We start from the raw sequence: 20,481 nt of genomic DNA on the forward strand, positions 1-20,481 counted from the left end.
GATGTACAAAAGTTCTTAATGTTTTAAAAGTCCTTACATTGAGATTTCAGGCTTGAACATTTCGCTGAAAATAAAAAAACCTGTCCTTGCATAAAGGACCGGTTTTCTGCTTTATTCTGGCTCTGCTGTAGCAAGCACAAGTCTTATCTGCTAAATATCACTCATTTAAACCTTAGGTTGCCCATCGGCTCCAAGACTAGGTAATGGCGGATGGTTAGTCCTCACCATGCAGGATTCGCACCTGCTATATGCTGTGTGCCTCGTGATGCACGGAACCGTCCCCGTTTATTCCGCTTACTTCTTTTTCACTGTTGCCGAACCGTCCGAAACCACTGAAAAAAGTCCCCATAAAAAAAAATCGAATTCTAAAACTAAACACAAAAAAAATGATTAAAAGCCTTGGAATATCTAGCCTTAAGGTACAAAAACCCCTGAACGGTTAATGAAACATTTAGGAAAAAAGATCATTAAAACATATACAGAGGAAACAGGAAAAACCTTAGAAGATATGCCTGAAGCACCGGCCTACAAGGAAATTGAAGATCATAAAGAGGCTAAGGCAGAAATGAAAGAATACTTATAGAAACTGTAATAGATAAAGTAAGCGAAAACATATCCGCAAACAAGCAAAAGACCAAGGAAGCCATAAACAAAGCTAAGGAAATATTAGACGATCCTAAGTTTATCAATCAAAAAGGCGTGCGTTCACTAATAGACGAAGATGCAAGAGTCGGCTATAAAACCGAATTTGCCATGACAACAGATGAACGCATCATCACTTGCGTAAGAACAGCAAACGGAGCATATACCGATGGAAACCACACAAAAGAAATGCTTGAACAAACAAAAAAAGCCGGCATAAGAATTGATGAAGTTTATGCAGATAAAGCGTATTTTATAAAACCCATATTAGATGATATAAAAGAAATAAATGCAAAAGCCTATATACCTGTAAGCGAATCAGTCTATAGAATCGATGAAAGTGAATTTACATATAACAAAGACTGTGACCAGTGGCAGTGCAGCCAGGGCAACATAACAGAAAAAAAGAGGCATTTTAAATCTAAGAAAGATAAAAAAGAAACCTACAACAAATACTACTTTGAAATAAATCAGTGTAAGGCATGCCCCATACACGATAAATGCTGCAAAAAAAGTGGTGAGTTTATTTAAAAAAAATAGTTGTATAATGTATGATATACTGATATAATGCAAATACTGACTGTGTGCAGGATATTTTTTCATGCAGAATCAGTATAGAAAAATTGAGAGGAAATGTTAATGTCACAAATGAAATTTGAAGAACTAAATTTATCCAAGGAACTGCTCAGAGCCATAAATGATATGGGTTTTGAGGAAGCCACACCAATTCAGTCCCAAGCAATTCCCTATATTTACGAAGGAAGAGATGTCATAGGCCAAGCTCAGACCGGCACAGGTAAAACTGCAGCTTTCGGGTTGCCGATATTGGATATGATAGACACTGATGACAAAAATCAGCAGGCGATTATCCTTTGTCCAACCAGGGAACTGGCCATTCAGGTGGCCGAAGAGCTAAAAGCCCTTTCTAAATATAAAGAAGGAATGAAGATTTTGCCTGTTTATGGTGGTCAGCCAATAGAAAGGCAAATCCACGCTTTAAAAAGGGGTGTTCAGATTATCATAGGAACCCCCGGCAGAGTTATGGACCATATGAGAAGGCATACGCTGAAACTGCAAAATACAAAGATAGTAGTTTTGGATGAAGCGGATGAAATGCTGGACATGGGTTTTAGGGAAGATATTGAAAAAATTCTGGAAGATACCCCAAAGGCAAGACAAACTTTAATGTTTTCCGCAACTATACCTAAACCTATTTTAGAACTTGCCGAAAGATACCTGAATAATCCCCAACTTATAAAAGTAGTGCATAAAGAGCTTACGGTTCCCAGCGTTGAACAGTACTACTTTGAGGTTAAGGAAAGAGATAAGGTTGAAGCCTTATCACGCCTAATTGACTTTTATAATCCGAATTTAGCTCTAGTGTTTTGCAACACCAAGAAACGTGTTGATGAGCTGATGGAGCAGCTGCAGGCCAGAGGATATTCTGCTGACGGATTACACGGCGACATGTCACAGTCTCAACGGGACAGGGTTATGACCAAATTCAAAAATGGTACAATCGATATCCTGGTAGCTACAGATGTTGCAGCCAGAGGGCTGGATGTAGATGATGTAGATGTTGTAGTTAACTTTGATGTGCCGCAAAACGATGAATACTATGTGCATAGAATAGGCCGGACAGGCCGAGCAGGAAGGTCCGGGAAAGCTTTTACCTTTGTAATAGGAAGAGATATTTACAAATTAAAGGATATACAAAGATATGCCAATACCAAGATACTTCGCCGAGAGATACCGTCGCTTCTTGATGTAGAAGAAACTCGAATAAATCTGCTTCTTGAGAAAGTAAAGCAGGTAGTGGACGATGGAGGCCTTGGCAAGTATAATCAATGGATTGAAAGGCTTATGGAGGAGGAATATACATCCTTGGATCTCGCTGCTGCCTTGCTAAAAATAGTACTTGGCAAGGACGGTGAACAAGAACAGCCTGAGAGCTCAGAATTGGATATAGAAAGCACCGGAGGAGATTCGGGGATGGCTAGACTCTTTATAAATATCGGTAGAAATCAAAAGATAAGAGCAAAGGATATAGTGGGGGCCATTGCCGGAGAAACCGGTATGCCGGGAAAACTCATAGGCAGTATTGATATCTATGATAAATTTACCTTTGTTGAGGTACCTGCAGAATATGCAGTAGATGTCCTCAATACTATGAAGAATAATCAAATTAAGGGTAAAAAAATAAATATAGAACCAGCTAATAAGAAATAAGTGATTTCAAAAAAAGGATTTCCCTTTTTTGAACTACTTTTTATCAAGTAAGCAGTGGAAGCAATAACCGAAATTTTTTAGAGGTTTCCAAAGCACCAATCGAAATAGAGGTTGGTGTTTTTTGCTGTTATCTAAACACATAAACTTACAAATTGATTCTAATGCATGAAGTTAATTTCGACCTAGAAATGTCAATGCAGTGCTCTTGACTATAATAAGGTATGCTATGTACTGATTATGAATTAAGGGAAAAGGAATTTTTTGCACTAAAATTATTTGATTTTAATGTAAAAAACCAGTTTTCTCCAATGATGGTCAACGTATAGCGTTTTTATTAAATCTAAAACAATATATTGATATTTCTGGGCTAAAATTAACTTTCTACGGTAGAATCTAAATTTAGAAATTCTAAAAAGAAAAAGTTAGCTTTACAATTCAGTATAGTATATAATAAATTAGTACTACAATTTTACATATCATAAATATCCACCATATGCGATGCGTTTTAACACTGGCACAAGTAAATATAAAGGAACCGTTGATATAAACTAAAAAGAAAGATAGCATAACAAGCATTATATTAATAGGATAATGCTGTCTGAGAGCAAGTGTTTAATAAAAAGTCAAAGGAAAGCAGGCTGATGATATGATTCCGCTAAGAGATACTGCGGCTAGCCGAAGAATACCCATAGCAACTTTATCTATAATTATTGTAAACATCATAATATTCTTTAATCAGATAACATTGCCGAGTGAACAAGCATTAAACATGATTCTTGCATATTCTTTTATACCGTCAAGATTACTTGAAGGCCTGAGCGATCCAAAAAGTTATATTCCATTGTTTACAAGCATGTTTTTGCACGGGAATTTTTCACACCTTGTCAGTAATATGTGGTCATTGTGGCTGTTTGGCGATAATGTTGAAGACAGGATGGGGCCGATTAGATTCTCTATTTTTTATATTTTAACAGGTCTTATAGCCGGCTTTGCCCATTTTATTTTTAATCCGTTTTTAAATGTACCGACAGTAGGTGCATCTGGGGCTATCGCAGGCGTTATGGGAGCTTATTTTCTAATGTTTCCGCATTCCAGAATCATAACATTGATTCCGTTTTTCCCGTTTATAATACGTGTGCACGCTCAGATTTTTTTGTTTATATGGTTCCTGACTCAGCTTAACTCAGGCATTATGTCAGGAATTTATGGCAGGACAATAGGCGGTGTGGCCTGGTGGGCTCATATCTTTGGATTTATTGCAGGGGCCGTCCTATATAAAAAATTTGTATATAATAAAAAATATAGATAAAAAATAGAGGAAATAGGCGAAGAGTGTAGAATATCAATAAATATAATGATAACTATTAATAAATAAGGAGATGAATATTGTGGAAGATTTCTTAAAAACTGCTTTGAAGTTTGAAGAAAACGGCTATCAATTTTATACAAAAATCTCCGAAGAAATAAATCAGCCTCTTGCCAAAAGACTTTTTGAGTCATTGGCGATACAAGAAAAAGATCATGCTGAAAGAATTAAAGAAATATACAAGAATATGCAAGAGGGCAGCAATGTAGAGCCGACTGCCAGACAAAAATATTCGCTGGAACCTGAAGTTAAAAAGATATTCTATGAACTAGATAAAGAGAAAAAGAATATTCCGCTGGATAATATTGAAGGGTACAAGCTGGCTATGGAAATGGAGAAAAAAGGATATAATATGTATAAAGAATTTACAGAAAAATCCAAAGATAAGCGTGAAAAAGAGTTTTTTCATCTACTTATGGAAGAAGAAAAAGAGCATTTAACTTCTTTGGACAATGTTTATCGTTTTCTCACAGGAACTGAAGATTGGTATGCTGAAGAAGAGAGTAAGGTCTGGAATTGGATGAATACTTAAAATGAGCGGTAGTGAACAACTACTAAGCTATTCTAACGTAAAAAAGAGGGCAGCGCCCTCTTTTTTAAATTTCGGCTTTAAGCTTTATACTTTTAACCTATATACCGGATAGCCTTTCCAAAGTCCTGATCTTTTTTAAGCGCATAGCAAAATAAATCTAATTAGTTTTTGATTCAGTTACCAGCAGCAATCATCAATATAAAGGTTCATGGGATATGCCAGATATTTGGCGGGAGGCATTTTTTCCGTAGTGTAAAAGCCTGGAGGAGCCATAATGAGCTGCGGAATTCGGTTGACAATGGTGGCACATGTCAGCTCAACTGTAGCAGGCTGCTCTATTTTGAGTGTAGTATTTGGTTCACCATAGATTGTCCAAAGATTAGTGTCAACCTCGCCTTCTGGATACACCTTACCAATGCATTGGGTCTCAAGGATGGGTCCTTGATTAGTGACTGTGGTAACTACTGCAGACATTCCTAAAGCATAGCCGGCTTTTATAGTCTTTCCCAAAGTTTCAGAATAGATGTCCTTATCGTGGAATAAGGGTACTAACTTTTGCTCCATGGATTTTATACTCCAGCCCAGCTGTGAACAAAGCCACTGATTGGCGTTCCACATGTAAGATGGCAGGGAGTCATTTTTTGCAATTTTTTCTTCAAATTCTTCCGGGCTAAGTCCGGCACCATGTACTTCGGCTAATGCAATGCCATATTCTTCAACATTGTAGCTGGAGGAACCTTCAATCTTTGTTATATTATGAGTAGCTCCGGCAAGGGTTGTTATAAGATTTCCCCAAAATACATCCTGGTAGCCGGAACCGGTGAGAGTGCAGTTGTTATCCTTGGCAAGTCTGTCTAATTTGTTGATGAGGGCGGGAGAAGTGTTCCAGGGATAAAAAGCTTCTTCACAAGTGCTGATAGCGTTGACACCATAGCGAGCTGCCAATTCGAAGGGTTCGTATACTTCCGAAACAAGACTTCTGGTTGCAATTATGCATACATGGGCATCACATTCGGCAAAGACCTTTTCAGCATCGGAGCGAACCGGCACGTTAAGTTTGCAGCCGAGCCCCGCCACCTCTCCTACATCTTTACCTACTATGGCAGGATTCATATCAATTGCTCCTACGATTTCCGCCCCTTTTTCATAGAGGTAGCGCAAGAAGACCTTACCCATTTTACCACAGCCATATTGAATTACCCTTACTTTTTCCATCATTTGAACATTCCCCTTTCATAATATCGTGTTTATTTTAATTATAAACCTTATACTAAGTATAGAGTCAAGGGGTTCAATCAAATTTCGTGAGGATTTTCAACTTTTTAATAAATAGGATAAAATACAGAGGTAAAGTTTAGCGAAATTCTATAGGAATCTGCAATCTTATAAACATATTTCTCTCGTTTTGCTTGAAAATGGGCAGTTCAGCCACTACTTCACATATATAATCGCCAACTATTCTGTAGTTATTTTGTTTGATATGTTCAAGAAGTATACCCGCATATTTCTTTTCCTTGTAAAAACTAAAACTGTCAAAATAAATACATGCGAAGGTTCCTGCGGGAATTACCTCTACGCCATTACTGGCTTCAAAATCGTCATCGATAAACAGCAAAATCTCATTTGATGCAAGTTTTCCTTCTTCTAAGACGTCTTTACGGATTATAGAACCTACATTGCAAAAATATATCATAGGCAAATCATGTAGCAGTATATGGCTCTTGAGCTCTCTTAGCATGTATTCATAAGCATCCAGTTCATGTTCGTAAATATTTATGCTGCAGCTATAACAGTAAATTTTTCGTTGAGGCAGTTGTTCTATGGATACCACACCTTCTCTAGGAGAGGCAGCGTAGCGACTGTAGTTTTCGATGGAACGCACGATTGCCTTCTGCTTTTGCTTTAATTTTTTAATGTTTTCGTCTATTAAAATTTTTTGACGCTTCAACACTTCATGTATCACATCAACATCTTGGCGGTCAAGATGTTCTTTTATTTGCTTTAAGCTCATTCCAAGCTCTTTCATATATGAAATCATATCAAGTCTTGCGCACTGTTTTATATTATAGTATCTGTACCCGGTTTGTTTATCCACGTAATCAGGCTTTAAAAGGCCCATCTTGTCATATAAACGCAGGGCTTGCTCAGAAATATTATTCAGTTTTGCCATTTTGCCTATTGTCAGCATATCCATTTTGCTACCCCCTTTTATAGATTATTATATAATAAAAACTTTTCTGTAGAAAGTATTCTCAAAAACGACGTTTTAAGTTAGATGTTGAGCTGAATGGGAAAGTGCCGCATTTTCGCTTAAGTAATTTTCGGTATCAAGATAGATAATTAATGTTTTTTGCTCTATAGTAAACTCTCTTTGTTGTTAAGGACTATTTAATATGATATTATCTTTTTGGTATATAATTTTGATTCTAAGTAAAAAGCCGGTTTTGACCTGGCAGTATCTGCATGCTATTATTATTTGTAATAATGAGCGAATGTAGATAAAGAAGGTTTCTGCATTAGAATCAATTTTTATTTTGGTTTATATAAACTTTTACAGGAAAGCTTTAAAAAGTGGTGACAGATATGGAAGGTATTCTATATTTTATTGAAGGTACAAAGGACTTTTTTATTCAAAACGGTGCATGGGGACTTTTTATTTTAGCTTTTGCAGAAGCATCTTTTTTCCCTATACCACCTGATGTAGTGCTGCTGCCATTAGCTCTTTTTTCGCCGGGCAGAGCTTTATATTATGCACTTATAACTTCTGCGGCGTCTACCCTCGGCGGAATTTTTGGATATCTTCTTGGGAAAAAGGCAGGAAGGCCTATTCTGTCTCGGTTTGTCAAGGAAAAAAATTTAAAAAAGATTGAAGCCATGTTTTCTCGCTATGGCGGCTGGGCTGTGGCAGTGGCGGGGTTTACTCCCATCCCTTATAAAGTATTTACCATTGCTTCCGGTGTATTTCATATGAATTTTGCCACATTCTTTATCGCAACAATTCTTAGCAGAAGTGCCAGGTTCTTTCTAGAAGGAATAGTAGTCTTGAGTATGGGTGAAGATGCCATGATCTACGTAAACAGGCTTTTAGGTCCGGGTTCCTTTGCGCTGCTGGCTGCTGCTGCCTTTATATACTTTCTAATGAAAAAAAGCGGTATTAAAATCAACTTTAAATTGGAAGAAGAAACCGTATCGTATTTAATAAAACAAAAACTAAAAGATTTTTTAGCTCATTATGGTGAATTCGGAATATATTTGGCGGCAGGTTTTAGCACTGCAGCTATCTTCGGCATATTATTCTTTAAATTGGCAACTGAGGTTTTTGAAAAAGAGATGGAATGGTTTGATAAAGGTATAATGCACTTTATAAGTAGAATAAATTCAGGCTTATTAGCAAATATTGCATATATCCTTGATAAGATGCAGCAGCCTGTAATTTTTATGATTGCGATAATTTTATGCTTGATTTATATTAAGACTCTTTACAAAAAAAATATTTACCCTGCTATGACTTTGGTTACATTTTTGGGCAGCTTTCTTCTGCAATACGGCTTCAAATCATTTTACAAAAGGCCGAGGATACTGGCAGAAGTAAATGCAAAGGATTTCTTTTCTTATAGCTTCCCCAGCGGCTTTATCGTGCTATTTACCGCACTGCTTGGGTATATAACGTTTTTACTTTTAAGAAAGAAAGACAGGGCTAAAAGAATTATCATTATAAGTATTTGGATTTGCCTTATGTCTATAGTAAGCATTAGCAGGATTTACGCCGGTATAAGCTATCCAAGCGACGTGTTGGCGGGATTTTTGCTGGGCGGACTGTGGCTTGCCGTATGTATCGTAGCTACCAAAGCTCTGGAATATTACGAGTAAAGGTATTAGCCTTAGCCGTAGGCTTAAGACCTCAGGCGTATTTTTGCTTGTCATAATATTAATCAATAGTTACAATCAATATGTTTTTTAACGGAACTTAAACCGATTTCCATGTTGACAAAGATGTAGTATGAAGATAAAATAAGGTGAATATATACCGTATATATTCATAAGTTCATAATATAGGGGTGAAGTAATGGCGAGGGGGTTTACCGACAGGGAGAAGGAGATTATTAGAAGTGAGCTAATCAATGCCGGGCGAGAGCTTTTTGGTACATATGGGCTTAAAAAGACGAGTATAGAAGACCTGACGAAAGCAGTGGGTATTGCTCAAGGTTCATTTTATACCTTTTTTGATTCTAAAGAGGATCTCTACTTAGAAGTTATGGATAGCGAAGGAGAGGCTATTAAAGAGAAGTTTTTAAAGCAGGAGAAGAGTTTTGGGCGTTTGACCAGGAAGAATTTTAAAGCCTTTTTTAAAAAAGTTTTAAATGTCGTAAATACGAATCCAATAATTAAGCAAATGTTTTTGGAGGAGGAAGTGGATCTTTTAGTAAGAAAAATTCCTCCGGAAAAAATGAAAGAATATAACAAACGGTTTGTGCGTGACTTTTTGCCGCTGATTGAAAAATGGCAGCGGGAGGGAGCCATTATTGACAACTACAGGCCTGAAGTGATTGTAGCAGTATTGCAATCTATGTATTATCCTATACTACATAAAAAGGATTTTGATGATGGTATTTTTGAAGAAATGATAGAGTTTTTAGTGGATATTGTTGCAAAAGGACTTGTTGTTGAAGCATGAATTCAAAAACGTCCGGGGCATAGATTTATGTATTGAAACTATGCCTTCAATAATACTGACCGGTCGGTACAAATTAGCAGAAAAAAGGAGTGTATCATGAAGATGAAAAATAATGGATTACCATATGTAATAATTTTTGCTTTAATATTTTGTCTAATACTTTCCGGTTGTGGTTCAAAAACTGCTACAACTGAGGTAGAACAAGAAAAGGTCGTGCCGGTAAAAGTGGCACTTTCAGAGATGGAAGACTTACCGGAATATCAATCTTTTCCAGGGGAAATAACTGCTGTTGATGAAGTTAGCCTTTCACCTAAAATGGGTGGTAAGGTGGAGCAGATTCTTGTAAAAGAGGGTGAAACGGTAAAAGCCGGACAGGTCATAATAAGGCTTGAACAAAAAGATGTGGTATCACAGGTAAACCAAGCCCAAGCAGCTTATGAGGCTGCAATGGCACAACTTAGCAGCTTGGAAAATGGCCAGCTGCCCCAGCAGATTGCCCAATTGGAATCGGCAGTAAATCAAGCCGAAGCAAATTTTAATAATGCTAAGGAAAACTATGAGCGGATGAAAGCGCTTTTTGAGCAAGAAGCCATTACAAAACAACAGTTTGAAGGTGCCGAGCTTCAATATAGTATAGCGAAGGAGCAGTATGAATCGGCAAAAACACAGCTTGACTTGACTAAAGAAAAAACCGCTCCGGAAAGTTTGTCTATGGCACAAGCCCAAGTGAAGCAGGCAGAAGCTGCGCTTACTGCGGCAAAGACGGCTTTAGACAACTGCCTTATTACATCGCCCATTGACGGTGTGGTGGGAGCTATCAGTGCTACTGTAGGTCAGCTGGTAAGTGCCGGCTATCCTGTGGCAACTGTTGGGAACTTGAATAGTGTTGAGATACAAATTAATGTTACCGAAGACCGTGTAAGTGGTTTGAAAGTTGGGCAGGAAGCGGAAGTTACGGTAGATGCGGCAGGTGATTCCGTTTTAAAGGGAGAAGTTATCAGCGTAAGTCCTTTTAAGGATTCAAGGACACAGGTATATCCGGTAAAAGTATTGGTACAAAATGAAAAAAATCTTTTAAAATCCGGGATGTTTGCAAGAGTTAAGCTGATGGTAGCATTACATTCTAATGTTGTGACAGTGCCGGAAGATGCTGTGGTATCATATGACGGAACTTCGGTAGTATATACTGTGGAAGATGGTAAAGCCAAAGCTAATGAAATTGAAATCGGGCCGGCATCTATGGGAAAGGTAGTTGTGACAAAAGGATTGGCATCCGGCAAAGAAATAATAGTGGAAGGCCAAGAATTTGTAACTGATGGTATTAAAGTTAAGGTAGAGGGCCGGGGTGATACAAAATGAACCTAGCCAAATTTTCCATAAAAAGACCTATAACCATGCTGATGATTATAGCAATTGTTTTGGTTTTAGGTATTATATCCTTTTCAAGGCTTGGGATAGATTTGCTCCCAGACTTTTCATTACCTGTGGGCGTGGTTATAACTCAGTACAGCGGTGCATCTTCTCAAGAAGTTGAAAGCATGATAACAAAGCCAGTTGAACAGACACTTGCTACCTTGAGTAATGTTAAAAATATTATTTCGCGCAGCAGTGAAGGCAGCTCGATGGTTATGGTGGAATTTAACTGGGGAACCAATATGGATGTAGCTGCTCAAGATATGCGTGAAAAGGTTGATTTAATAAAAGGCTTTTTGCCGTCAGGATCTCAAGCTCCCATGGTTGTTAAATTTGATCCGACAATGATGCCGATGATGCAAATTGCTCTTTATGGCGGCGATAATATTGTCCAGTTAAAAAATATAGCAGAAGATACTATCTCAGACAGGCTTCTACGCATTGAAGGGGTGGCTTCTGTTGACATATTAGGGGGTCTTGAAAGACAAATAACCATAGAAGTTGACCCTGACCGATTAGCATCATACGGTTTGAGCATGAGTCAGATAGCAAGCAAGCTGCAGGCAGAGAATATTAATCTTCCCGGCGGCAATGTAAATCAAGGGAAAAAGAGATATACCCTAAGGACCGAAGCCGAGTTTAAAGATGTGGAGGAAATTGAAAATTTACCTATTCCACTGCCGCAAGGCGGCAGTGTTTTACTAAAGAATATTGCTAAAGTGGAAGATACTCATAAAGATATATCAACAATAACCCGCTATAACGATAAACCCTGTATATCCTTGAGCGTGCAAAAACAAAGTGGTTATAATACCGTTCAAGTAGCTAAAAAGGTAAAGGCCGAAATGACAAAACTTCAGTCGGAGATTCCTGTAGATATAGGATATGATGCGATTCTTGATCAATCGGATTATATAGAAATGTCTATTGATAATGTGAAAAGCAATGCGGTAATGGGAGGTATTATTGCGGTAATTGTAATATACCTGTTCCTTCAACATTTGCGCAGTACGCTGATTATCGGCATTTCTATACCTGTGTCAATCATAGCAACATTTATATTGATTTATTTTAATAATTTTACCTTGAACATGCTGAGCCTTGGAGGATTGGCATTAGGTGTCGGTATGCTGGTGGACAATTCCATCGTGGTTTTAGATAATATTTTTTCACACCGTCAAGCAGGGGAGGAACCGGTTGCTGCAGCTATATCCGGAACAAATGAGGTAGCACTTGCGATAACCGCATCTACTCTTACAACTGTAGCAGTATTCTTACCAATTGTATTTGTTCAAGGGATAACAGCTCAACTGTTTAACGAATTGGCACTTACAGTTACTTTTTCCCTTCTGTCTTCGCTCTTGGTAGCCTTGACTGTGGTTCCTCTTTTATCGTCTAAATTAATGGTTCAAATAACGGATAGCGGGTTATCGAAAGAAGAAGGAAGCGGAAAGAAAAAAACATTTTTAGCTTCACTCCTTAACAGCTTTAAAACCTTTTATGAAAAAACAGAAGTAAAATATTCCGGTTTTCTTAAATGGGCATTGTGTCACAGAAAAATTATCGTTGTTTCATCAGTAGCATTGTTTATAATAAGCATTGCTTTGGTTCCCCTGGTAGGGATGGAGTTTTTTCCGCGTTCTGACGCAGGTTCTATAAGCATTTCAATTAAGTTGCCTTACGGTACTAACTTAGAACAAACTGACAAATTTGTTACTCAGGTAATAGAAAAACTCGAGCAAATTCCAGAAATAGATGGGATACTTGAAACTACCGGATCAACTACGGCGATGTCTATTGGAGGTGCTTTTTCCGAAAGCAGTGAGGCCGGCATTTCAATTAAACTTGTTCCACTGTCGGAGCGCAGTCGCACTTCAGAGGAAATAGCGGAAAATATAAGAAATCTGACAGCAGATATGGCCGGTGCCGAAATTAACGTGCAAGCACTAAGCGGTATGGGCTTTTCAGCGGGAAATTTATTAACTCCCATTTCAATAAAGGTAAAGGGTGATGATTTAGAGCAGCTAACTGAAGTCTCGAAGAAAGTTACAGAAATTGTTAAGGCAGTCCCCGGTACCAGAGAAGTCGAAAGCAGTTTAGAAGATGGTAAACCTGAACTTGTCATTAAAATTGATCGAGATAAGGCTACTATGTACGGCTTGTCAAGTGCACAAGTAGCACAGATAGTAAATTCCACCATATCGGGCAGTACCGCCACAAAATACAAGATTGGCGGTGATGAAATAGATGTGGTGATAAAAGCCGATGAAGGATTGATTGATGACATATATAAGGTAAAGAATCTTCTTATTCCTAATACTTCAGGAGCTTTTATAACATTGGGGGATGTAGCGGAAGTAAGTAAAGGTATAGGTCCCGTAACCATAGCCCGTGAAAATCAAACGCGCGAGGTAACGATAACCGGTGATGTTTTAGGTAGAGATACAGGCACGGTAAACCGCGAGATACAGCAGAAGTTAAATGAACTTCAGTTACCGGAAGGTTATAGCACAGAAATGGGCGGTGAACAGCAACAAATGGCAGAGTCCTTTAGTGATTTAGCATTGGTTTTCTTGCTTGCTGTTGTATTAGTATATATGGTTATGGCTTCTCAGTTTGAGTCTCTAAAACAGCCGTTTATTATAATGTTTACCGTACCGCTGGCTATTATCGGTGTTGTCTTTGCCTTATTATTAACGAGGCGCACCATAAATATGACATCACTTATGGGAGTAATCATTCTGGCAGGCATAGTGGTCAACAATGCAATAGTCTTGATAGACTTTATAAACCAGCTTAGAGAAAGAGGAATTCCAAGAAATGAAGCTATAATTAAGGCAGGACCGTCAAGACTCAGGCCGATACTCATGACCACATTGACTACTATTCTCGGCTTGGTTCCGCTTGCATTGGGCTTAGGTGAAGGAGCAGAACTTGCAGCTCCCATGGCCACGAGCATAATCGGTGGATTGACTGTTTCTACCATCCTAACTTTGGTAGTTATACCTGTAGTTTATACGATTTTTGAAGATTGGGGAGATATCGTAGCACGGTATAGAAAGAATTGGAGAAATAAAAGAAAATCAGCTGAGGCTTAAGTAAGACAATTCGGGGTAAACTTTTAAGATGTTGACCCCGAATTATAATTCAATATTTATGGATTTTTGCGACAAAGCCCAGCTACATATAATTATGTCTTGTAAATTAGTAAGAAGCATCGCTGCGAATAAATGGCGCAGGTTCGAATCTTTACTGATGCGTATAAATTCGAGAATCAAAAGGAGGATTTGTAATGCCAAAAGTTTGGTTGAACAAGAGTGTAACTTTGCTGCTCATATTAATATTAATAACCGCAAGCTTTGCTTTTGCACAAGAAAACAATGAAAGCGAAGATGAGATTTTAAAATTATCGCTGGAAGACGCTGTAAAAATCGCCGAAGAAAACAACCAACAGGTAAAACTGTCAAAATTGGGCTTGGAAAAGGCTGAATTGGCAAGGAAGGAGTATAGATATCAGGATAAAAAAGTAAGAGATGCTGTTGATTTGTGGGAAGGAATGCCTGCAGAAGAAAAATCTAAGTTAAATGAAATGTTGCGTATAGAAATGGAAAGCCTTTCAGGTTTTGAAACTAGTAGTACTATGGATATTTTGGGAAAACAGGCTGAATTTGCGGTTAATATGGCGAAGCTCGGAATAGATGTCACTATCAAAGGTATTAACTTTGGCATAGAAGCCGCCTACTACGGAGTTCTTTTAGCTGAAGAAAATACTTCCATAGCCAAAGCGGCGGTAAGTAGATATCAGGACATGCTAGGAATTGCCGAGGCAAAATTTAAAGCAGGCACAATAACAAAAAATGAAGTTTTAGATGCTCAGGTGCAGCTATCCAAGGCTGAGGCAGATTTATTAAAAGCTGAGTCTGAAGAGGAAAAAGCTTATGTGAATCTAAAAAAACTTATAGGATTGCCTTTAGACCGTGCCATTGAGCTTACAGATTCTTTTAAAGACAAGCCAGATGATTTTGATAAAACTTTAGATGAACTGCTTGAAGCAGCTGAAAAAAATCGAATTGACATTATGAGCGCTGAAGGTGCTTTTGAGATAGCCAAACTTGATTTTGAACTTAGCAGCAAAGCTTATCCGTCAAATACTTTCATTTATAAAGAAAAAGAATATGCTATGGAGGAAGCCAGGCTTCAGCTGCAAGACACAAAAAGCGCTGTTGAGGCCCAAGTCAGGGGGATATGGCTTGACTTTGAGGATGCGAAGACAAATATTCCGGTTATGGATAAGGCATTAGAGATGGCTGAGGAAAGCCTGCGGCTTGCAAAACTCAGCTATGAAGCAGGGCTTGTCCGAAGTGTGGATGTAGCTGCGGCCGAAGAAGGCTTAAAGCAGGTCCAATTACAGAGATTAAGTGCCATATATAACTATAACCTTGCACGACTAAAACTGGAAAATGCTATATATTTTAGTGTTTCTGGTGATTTAACTTCCTAGTTTTGAGGGAGCCGAGATATAAAGCTACTGTTGACAAAGCTATTTAAAAAACTTGTTTTGGTTAGCAAACTTGCTAGCTAAAACAAGTTTTTCTATTGCAATTAATTATGTCATTAATATTACAAAACGGTTACAATATCACAATACCCTCATAATTCTCCTCATCTTTTCGATATTATGTGTTAGATAAGACAAAATCATAATTTAGAATTATGATTATATTGGAGGAGGAGAGTATTGATGAAAACATATTCAAAAATTGCAGCACTGCTTTTGGCTGCAATAATGCTTGTGACTTTTGCAGTGCCTGCAGCTAATGCAAAGTCAATGAATATTCCGCGGGGGCAGTTGAAAAAGATAACAAGATTTAAAGATGTGGATGATACACTGGAGTGGGCAAACTTAGCCATAGACAGGATGTATGCAAGGGGTGTTATCAAAGGGTATCCGGGTGATGCGTTTAAACCAAAGAGCAACGTTACTCATCTTGAAGCCATCATTATGTCGCTTAGGGTTATGGGCTGGGAGGAAGAAGCAAAGAATACGAAAATAAATGATGACATTAAAAAAATCAAGCTTCCGTGGGACGATGCTTATTATTATGTGGCTTTGGCCGTAAAAAAGGGTCTAATTAAGCCTGAAGAGCTTAAGAACTTTAATCCTAATGCTCCCGCAAAGCGGTATGAAATTGCACGATACATAGTAAGAGCATTAGATTTAGAGGATGAAGCAAAAGAGCATATGGGAGAAAAGCTTTCATTTAAAGATGCAGCAGCAATTCCAAAAGATGTCACAGGATATGTATATGTAATGCTTGACTTAGAGCTGATGAAGGGTGATGACAACAATAAATTCAAGCCAAATGAACCTATTACCAGGGCAGAGATGGCAGTAATGCTCAATAGGCTTGACGGTTCTCTTGAATCGGAAGATAAGAGCGAGCTAGTAGGAACCATAAAGAAAATAGACATTGATAACCTTACCATAACCCTGCAAAATTCTTTTGGTACGAAGACATATAATCTGTTAAAGAATACACCGGTGTACGTAGACGGTAAATATAAAAGTCTAAAAGATTTGAAAGTCGAAGATAAGGTTGAACTGGTGCTTGATGCTGATAAATACGCAGTATTTATTCAAGTTATAGAAAAGGCAGAGAGTGTAACTACAACGACCGAAGGCCTGATTGTTGATGTAGATGCCTCGAAAAAATCAGTAACTTTGTTTACTTATGGAAAATACAAAGAGGGTTTTGTAGGGACATTGAAGTTAAGCAGTATTGAAGGTAAACATTATGAACTGGAGACCAAGCGAGACCGTTATGTACTCGTGGGCGATATTGATGAACTTGAAGATTATGTAGATGAAAAGATTGTTGTATTCGGGGAAATTAGTGATGATGAATCTATTTACATGAGAGGTTTGCTTATCGATGTTGAGGATGTCTATCCCTTAAAGTCTAAATATATTACAACATTTTACATCGATGGCAACACTAATATTACAATTGATGGTGAAAAAGCAGGATTTTTTAACTTAACAGAAGGAGATTATGCCGAAGTAAAAGCAGAAGATAAAATGGCTTTAGAGATCAAAGCAAAGACTCCTGTAGAACCTAAAAAAATTGTAGTTTCTGCCGATGGTTTGGTTGTAGAAGTAAGCAAAAAAAGCATTTCTTTGGTAACGTATATACAAGATTTAGATGAAGGCTTTATCGGAATACTCAGAGAAAATGATGTAGAAGGTACTCACTATGAATTAGAAACTAATCAAGGAACATTTGTGTTAAAAGGTAATGTAAAGGGATTGAAAGACTATATAGGAGAAAAAATAGTAGTTAAGGGAGAACTTACAGATGAAATCTCTATTTTTATGAGGGGTTATATTATTGATGTGGAAGAATTTTATCTGCTGCGAAACCGGGATTTTGTGGTTTTTGATGTAGATGACAGTACAAAAATCACTATTGACGGGGACAAAGCGAAACTTTCTGAAATAGAAATAGGCGACTATGCCGAAATTTATGCTGATGCAGATAATATTGCCGCCGAAATTAAAGCTTATAGCCGTACAAATAGAATAAAAGAATGGGAAAAAGAAATAAAAAATACAAGGGATGGTAAACTCACAGGTAAAGTAGTTTCTAAAGAAGTGGGTTCAAAATGTCAGCTGGTCATACAAAATGATGATGGGAAATTTACTCTGGTCATTGATAAAGATGTGAAACTTAAAGGCTTAAAGAGTTTAAGCCGTATCAAGAAGGGCATGCAGTTGGAACTGTCAATAAAGGACGGAAAGATTATTGAGATTGCAGCTGTGGATTAGATTGCTTAGTGATAAAAGAGCGGAACATTTCCGCTCTTTTTTATGTAATGTGCTCCGGCGTAGGCTGCAACTAACCGGTGAAATAATCAACTACCTCCTGCCTAATTGAAAAATTTTGGGGAAATGAAAAAAAAGCGATTATTATTGACAAAAATGTTTTAAAATTCTATAGTAATAAATAAGTTGTATATACAATATATTATGAAATTGACGGAGGTGGGATTGTGGATGATGCTGTTATAATTGCATGCGAAACCATACGGTATGAGTTAAATGCTGCTATAAAAGAAACAGGGGAAAATATAGAAGTCATTTGGATAGACTCACGATATCATAATGACCCGGATGGCCTTAGAGAAAAACTTCAGCAGGAAATAGATTCAATAAAAGATAAAAAAACTATATTACTGGGTTTTGGATGCTGCGGGAATGCACTTGTAGGAATAAAAGCTACTACTGCTGATTTGATTATTCCCAAAACCGATGATTGCATTTCGATGATGTTGAGTAAGGAAGGGGAAAAGTTTGAGCGCATAAAAAAGACTTATTTTTTAACCAAGGGCTGGATAGAGTCTCCTAAAAGCTTGGTGGTTGAGTATAACAGGGCATTAGAAAAGTATGGTGAAAAGAAAGCTCAACGAATCTTTGATGTAATGCTTAAGAACTATGAATATTTAATGTTAATTGATACGGGATGCTATGAAATAGACCAGTGCATAGACCAAACAATAGAAATAGCAGATTTTACACATTTAGAGCTTATAATTAATAAAGGTGATATCTGGTTCCTAAAGAAACTTCTAACAGGTCCGCATGACGACGATTTTTGTTTAATACCGAAAGGAGAAAAAGTGAAAATAGGCCATTTTGGATATATAGGGATTGATGCATCAAGTAAAATACGGAATATCATTTAAACGTGATTGCAATCACGTTTTTTTATTTCAAACCGGTAAATATTTTGAGCAGTTGCCAAATCAACAACAATTAGAAATAAATTAATGTTCAAAAAAATATTGACAATACATAGCAACTTGTATATACTGATAGTATAAATATGTATATACAATTATTTCGTTACTATCGTTACGTCAAGTCGTATTTATATCATAAACTTTTCAGTGTTGCCGCTTAAAATACATTCAATTTATTATATCTTCCTTGAACAACAGCTCAAAATCATATCGAATTTCAGGTTATCTCCCACAAAAATAACATAAATTTTAGCGCTATTCATGCTTGATAAAAATTTCAACTTTATGTGTAAATTAATTCGATTAAAAATTCATGCGCAATACGAATGCCAAGCGATTCAACTAAGAAAAAAGCTTCGCATTGCTGTTGTTTTATATTAACTATACCTACTATTACAATATTGACAATTGGTAGACTTGACACGCACTAGCATAAAAGCATTTAACGAAGCTAGTTCGGGAGAAATATAAGGGAAATAGACAAGGGGGGACGAGCGGATGAGGAAGTAAAACAGTTTTAAGAAACTGATAGTGTGGTGGAGGTGATGAGGGAAAAGTTATTAGGAATTATTAGATTGGAGGGTTGATGTAAAATGACTACAACGAGTGCACAGGAGTTTGCAAAAGAGCGTCTTGCACGTGTAGAGGCGGCAATTAACCTCAAAGAGCCGGACAGGGTTCCGTTTTCAGGTCTTGGTGGGGACATAATACCGGTTTATGCTGGTATTACACATCATGAATTTTGTTATGATTATGAAAAAACACGCAGAGCGTTAGCAAAATTCAATAAAGATTTTCCGTGTGATTGGACTTTCGCTGCCGGATTTACAGGTGTCGGAGTTCCTCCTCTTACTTATGCTTTTGCTGAATATCCGGATTTGAGTACAGTTTTCGGAATGTTCGGTACTATCCATGATATATTGAACGATAAATGTACACGATACCCGGGCAGAGAATTAGAAGAAAACTGCTCGCCTCAATTTGTCGGCGGCACTTTTATGGAACCCGATGAATATGACGAATTGATTAAGGATGCCGTTGGATTCATCGCAGAAACCGTACTCCCAAGGATATGCCGAAACTTGGAAACTCCGATAAAAGCAATGGCAACTTGGGTGAGAATGGGAATGGAAGCCGAAAAAATGGCGGCTTTTATGCAGGGCGTAAATGAAGACATGATTAAATTAGGTATTCCTCCCATACCTACTACTTTAGGAATGGCGCCGCTGGATCTAATAGGAGATGGCTTAAGAGATGTGACCAACGTAGTACTTGATATTCACAGATGTCCGGAAAAGGTAAAAAAGGCCTGCGAGGCTTTGATTGAACCAATATTAAAAGTCGGTTTAGCCCTTAAACCTTTTGGGGTAAAAATCGCCTTCATACCACTTCATCTTAATGAGTATCTTTCACCTAAATTATATAATGAATTTTACTGGCCGTATCTTAAAGAGGTAATTAACGGATTTGCAAAAGAAGGTATAAAATCAATGGTATTTTTTGAAGGCAGACATGATGCTCATTTAGAAACCATACTAGAACTTCCTGCAGGTTGGGGTATAGCATACTTTGAAAAGACGGATGTGCGAAAAGCAAAGAAGGTTTTGCAAGGTCATACCTGTGTTATGGGAGGAGTCCCGATAAGTCTGATAATAAGCGGAACACCAGAAAAGATTGATGCTTATGTGAAAAATTTGTTAGAAGAGGTAAAGCCGGGTGGAGGTTATATTTTAACTACAAGTGTAGGTACAGCTCCACGCGAGACACCGATAGAAAATATGCATGCGCTAATTAATGCAGTCGAAAAATATGGCAAATACTAAG

General features: G+C 37.6%; 13 protein-coding genes and 1 pseudogene. 12 read left to right on the forward strand and 2 right to left on the reverse strand.

Annotated features, from left to right (window positions below; translation table 11 throughout):
- Positions 1-424: 424 nt before the first annotated feature.
- The 4 genes and pseudogenes from TEPIRE1_RS14025 to TEPIRE1_RS01395 all read left to right on the forward strand — a co-directional run.
- Positions 425-1,170, forward strand: a pseudogene (locus tag TEPIRE1_RS14025) (transposase); the annotation flags it as partial.
- A gap of 111 nt (positions 1,171-1,281) precedes the next feature.
- On the forward strand, positions 1,282-2,871 hold the full coding sequence (locus TEPIRE1_RS01385; protein ID WP_013777404.1) for a DEAD/DEAH box helicase: 1,590 nt from the start codon (positions 1,282-1,284) through the stop codon (positions 2,869-2,871).
- A gap of 646 nt (positions 2,872-3,517) precedes the next feature.
- Positions 3,518-4,180, forward strand: a complete 663-nt coding sequence (locus TEPIRE1_RS01390) for a rhomboid family intramembrane serine protease (protein WP_013777405.1) — start codon at positions 3,518-3,520, stop codon at positions 4,178-4,180.
- 70 nt (positions 4,181-4,250) lie between these two features.
- Entirely contained in the window at positions 4,251-4,769 is a 519-nt protein-coding gene (locus TEPIRE1_RS01395; RefSeq protein WP_231848305.1) for a ferritin family protein, read from the forward strand.
- A gap of 177 nt (positions 4,770-4,946) precedes the next feature.
- On the opposite strand, the gene TEPIRE1_RS01400 is transcribed toward TEPIRE1_RS01395, so the two are convergent.
- Together TEPIRE1_RS01400 and TEPIRE1_RS01405 are read right to left on the reverse strand one after the other, a co-directional pair.
- Positions 4,947-5,987 (reverse strand): NAD(P)H-dependent amine dehydrogenase family protein, encoded by a 1,041-nt coding sequence (locus TEPIRE1_RS01400; protein ID WP_013777407.1) that lies wholly within the window; start codon positions 5,985-5,987, stop codon positions 4,947-4,949.
- Positions 5,988-6,123: 136 nt separating this feature from the next.
- Positions 6,124-6,963 carry a MerR family transcriptional regulator gene (locus TEPIRE1_RS01405; RefSeq protein WP_013777408.1) on the reverse strand — a complete coding sequence of 280 codons (840 nt, stop codon included), beginning with the start codon at positions 6,961-6,963 and terminating at the stop codon, positions 6,124-6,126.
- 389 nt (positions 6,964-7,352) lie between these two features.
- Here TEPIRE1_RS01405 and TEPIRE1_RS01410 point away from each other — a divergent pair, with 389 nt between their 5' ends.
- The 8 genes from TEPIRE1_RS01410 to TEPIRE1_RS01445 all read left to right on the forward strand — a co-directional run bounded on the left by TEPIRE1_RS01410 (position 7,353) and on the right by TEPIRE1_RS01445 (position 20,480).
- Entirely contained in the window at positions 7,353-8,639 is a 1,287-nt protein-coding gene (locus TEPIRE1_RS01410) for a VTT domain-containing protein (protein WP_015294852.1), read from the forward strand.
- 196 nt (positions 8,640-8,835) lie between these two features.
- Complete coding sequence (locus TEPIRE1_RS01415; protein WP_013777410.1) at positions 8,836-9,444, forward strand: TetR/AcrR family transcriptional regulator; 609 nt, start codon at positions 8,836-8,838, stop codon at positions 9,442-9,444.
- A 96-nt stretch (positions 9,445-9,540) separates the two neighbouring features.
- Complete coding sequence (locus tag TEPIRE1_RS01420) at positions 9,541-10,803, forward strand: efflux RND transporter periplasmic adaptor subunit (RefSeq protein WP_013777411.1); 1,263 nt, start codon at positions 9,541-9,543, stop codon at positions 10,801-10,803.
- Positions 10,800-13,955: an efflux RND transporter permease subunit gene (locus tag TEPIRE1_RS01425; RefSeq protein WP_013777412.1), complete on the forward strand. Its 3,156-nt coding sequence runs from the start codon at positions 10,800-10,802 to the stop codon at positions 13,953-13,955. Before TEPIRE1_RS01420 ends, TEPIRE1_RS01425 begins: the two co-directional genes overlap by 4 nt.
- 194 nt (positions 13,956-14,149) lie before the next feature.
- Complete coding sequence (locus TEPIRE1_RS01430) at positions 14,150-15,358, forward strand: TolC family protein (protein ID WP_013777413.1); 1,209 nt, start codon at positions 14,150-14,152, stop codon at positions 15,356-15,358.
- Positions 15,359-15,598: 240 nt separating this feature from the next.
- Entirely contained in the window at positions 15,599-17,683 is a 2,085-nt protein-coding gene (locus TEPIRE1_RS01435; RefSeq protein WP_013777414.1) for an S-layer homology domain-containing protein, read from the forward strand.
- A gap of 224 nt (positions 17,684-17,907) precedes the next feature.
- Entirely contained in the window at positions 17,908-18,600 is a 693-nt protein-coding gene (locus tag TEPIRE1_RS01440) for a DUF1638 domain-containing protein (RefSeq protein ID WP_013777415.1), read from the forward strand.
- A gap of 650 nt (positions 18,601-19,250) precedes the next feature.
- Entirely contained in the window at positions 19,251-20,480 is a 1,230-nt protein-coding gene (locus TEPIRE1_RS01445) for a uroporphyrinogen decarboxylase family protein (protein ID WP_013777416.1), read from the forward strand.
- Position 20,481 lies beyond the last annotated feature (1 nt).

It is taken from the genome of Tepidanaerobacter acetatoxydans Re1, from assembly GCF_000328765.2.
GTDB lineage: Bacteria > Bacillota > Thermosediminibacteria > Thermosediminibacterales > Tepidanaerobacteraceae > Tepidanaerobacter > Tepidanaerobacter acetatoxydans.

What these genes read in the sequence shown, in the direction of transcription:
- TEPIRE1_RS01420 (WP_013777411.1), top strand. Translation starts at nt 9,541, where the DNA reads ATGAAGATGAAAAATAATGGATTACCATATGTAATAATTTTTGCTTTA.
- TEPIRE1_RS01445 (WP_013777416.1), top strand. Translation starts at nt 19,251, where the DNA reads ATGACTACAACGAGTGCACAGGAGTTTGCAAAAGAGCGTCTTGCACGT.
- TEPIRE1_RS01385 (WP_013777404.1), top strand. Translation starts at nt 1,282, where the DNA reads ATGTCACAAATGAAATTTGAAGAACTAAATTTATCCAAGGAACTGCTC.
- TEPIRE1_RS01400 (WP_013777407.1), bottom strand. Translation starts at nt 5,987, where the DNA reads ATGATGGAAAAAGTAAGGGTAATTCAATATGGCTGTGGTAAAATGGGT.
- TEPIRE1_RS01405 (WP_013777408.1), bottom strand. Translation starts at nt 6,963, where the DNA reads ATGGATATGCTGACAATAGGCAAAATGGCAAAACTGAATAATATTTCT.
- TEPIRE1_RS01395 (WP_231848305.1), top strand. Translation starts at nt 4,251, where the DNA reads ATGAATATTGTGGAAGATTTCTTAAAAACTGCTTTGAAGTTTGAAGAA.
- TEPIRE1_RS01415 (WP_013777410.1), top strand. Translation starts at nt 8,836, where the DNA reads ATGGCGAGGGGGTTTACCGACAGGGAGAAGGAGATTATTAGAAGTGAG.
- TEPIRE1_RS01390 (WP_013777405.1), top strand. Translation starts at nt 3,518, where the DNA reads ATGATTCCGCTAAGAGATACTGCGGCTAGCCGAAGAATACCCATAGCA.
- TEPIRE1_RS01410 (WP_015294852.1), top strand. Translation starts at nt 7,353, where the DNA reads ATGGAAGGTATTCTATATTTTATTGAAGGTACAAAGGACTTTTTTATT.
- TEPIRE1_RS01425 (WP_013777412.1), top strand. Translation starts at nt 10,800, where the DNA reads ATGAACCTAGCCAAATTTTCCATAAAAAGACCTATAACCATGCTGATG.
- TEPIRE1_RS01435 (WP_013777414.1), top strand. Translation starts at nt 15,599, where the DNA reads ATGAAAACATATTCAAAAATTGCAGCACTGCTTTTGGCTGCAATAATG.
- TEPIRE1_RS01430 (WP_013777413.1), top strand. Translation starts at nt 14,150, where the DNA reads ATGCCAAAAGTTTGGTTGAACAAGAGTGTAACTTTGCTGCTCATATTA.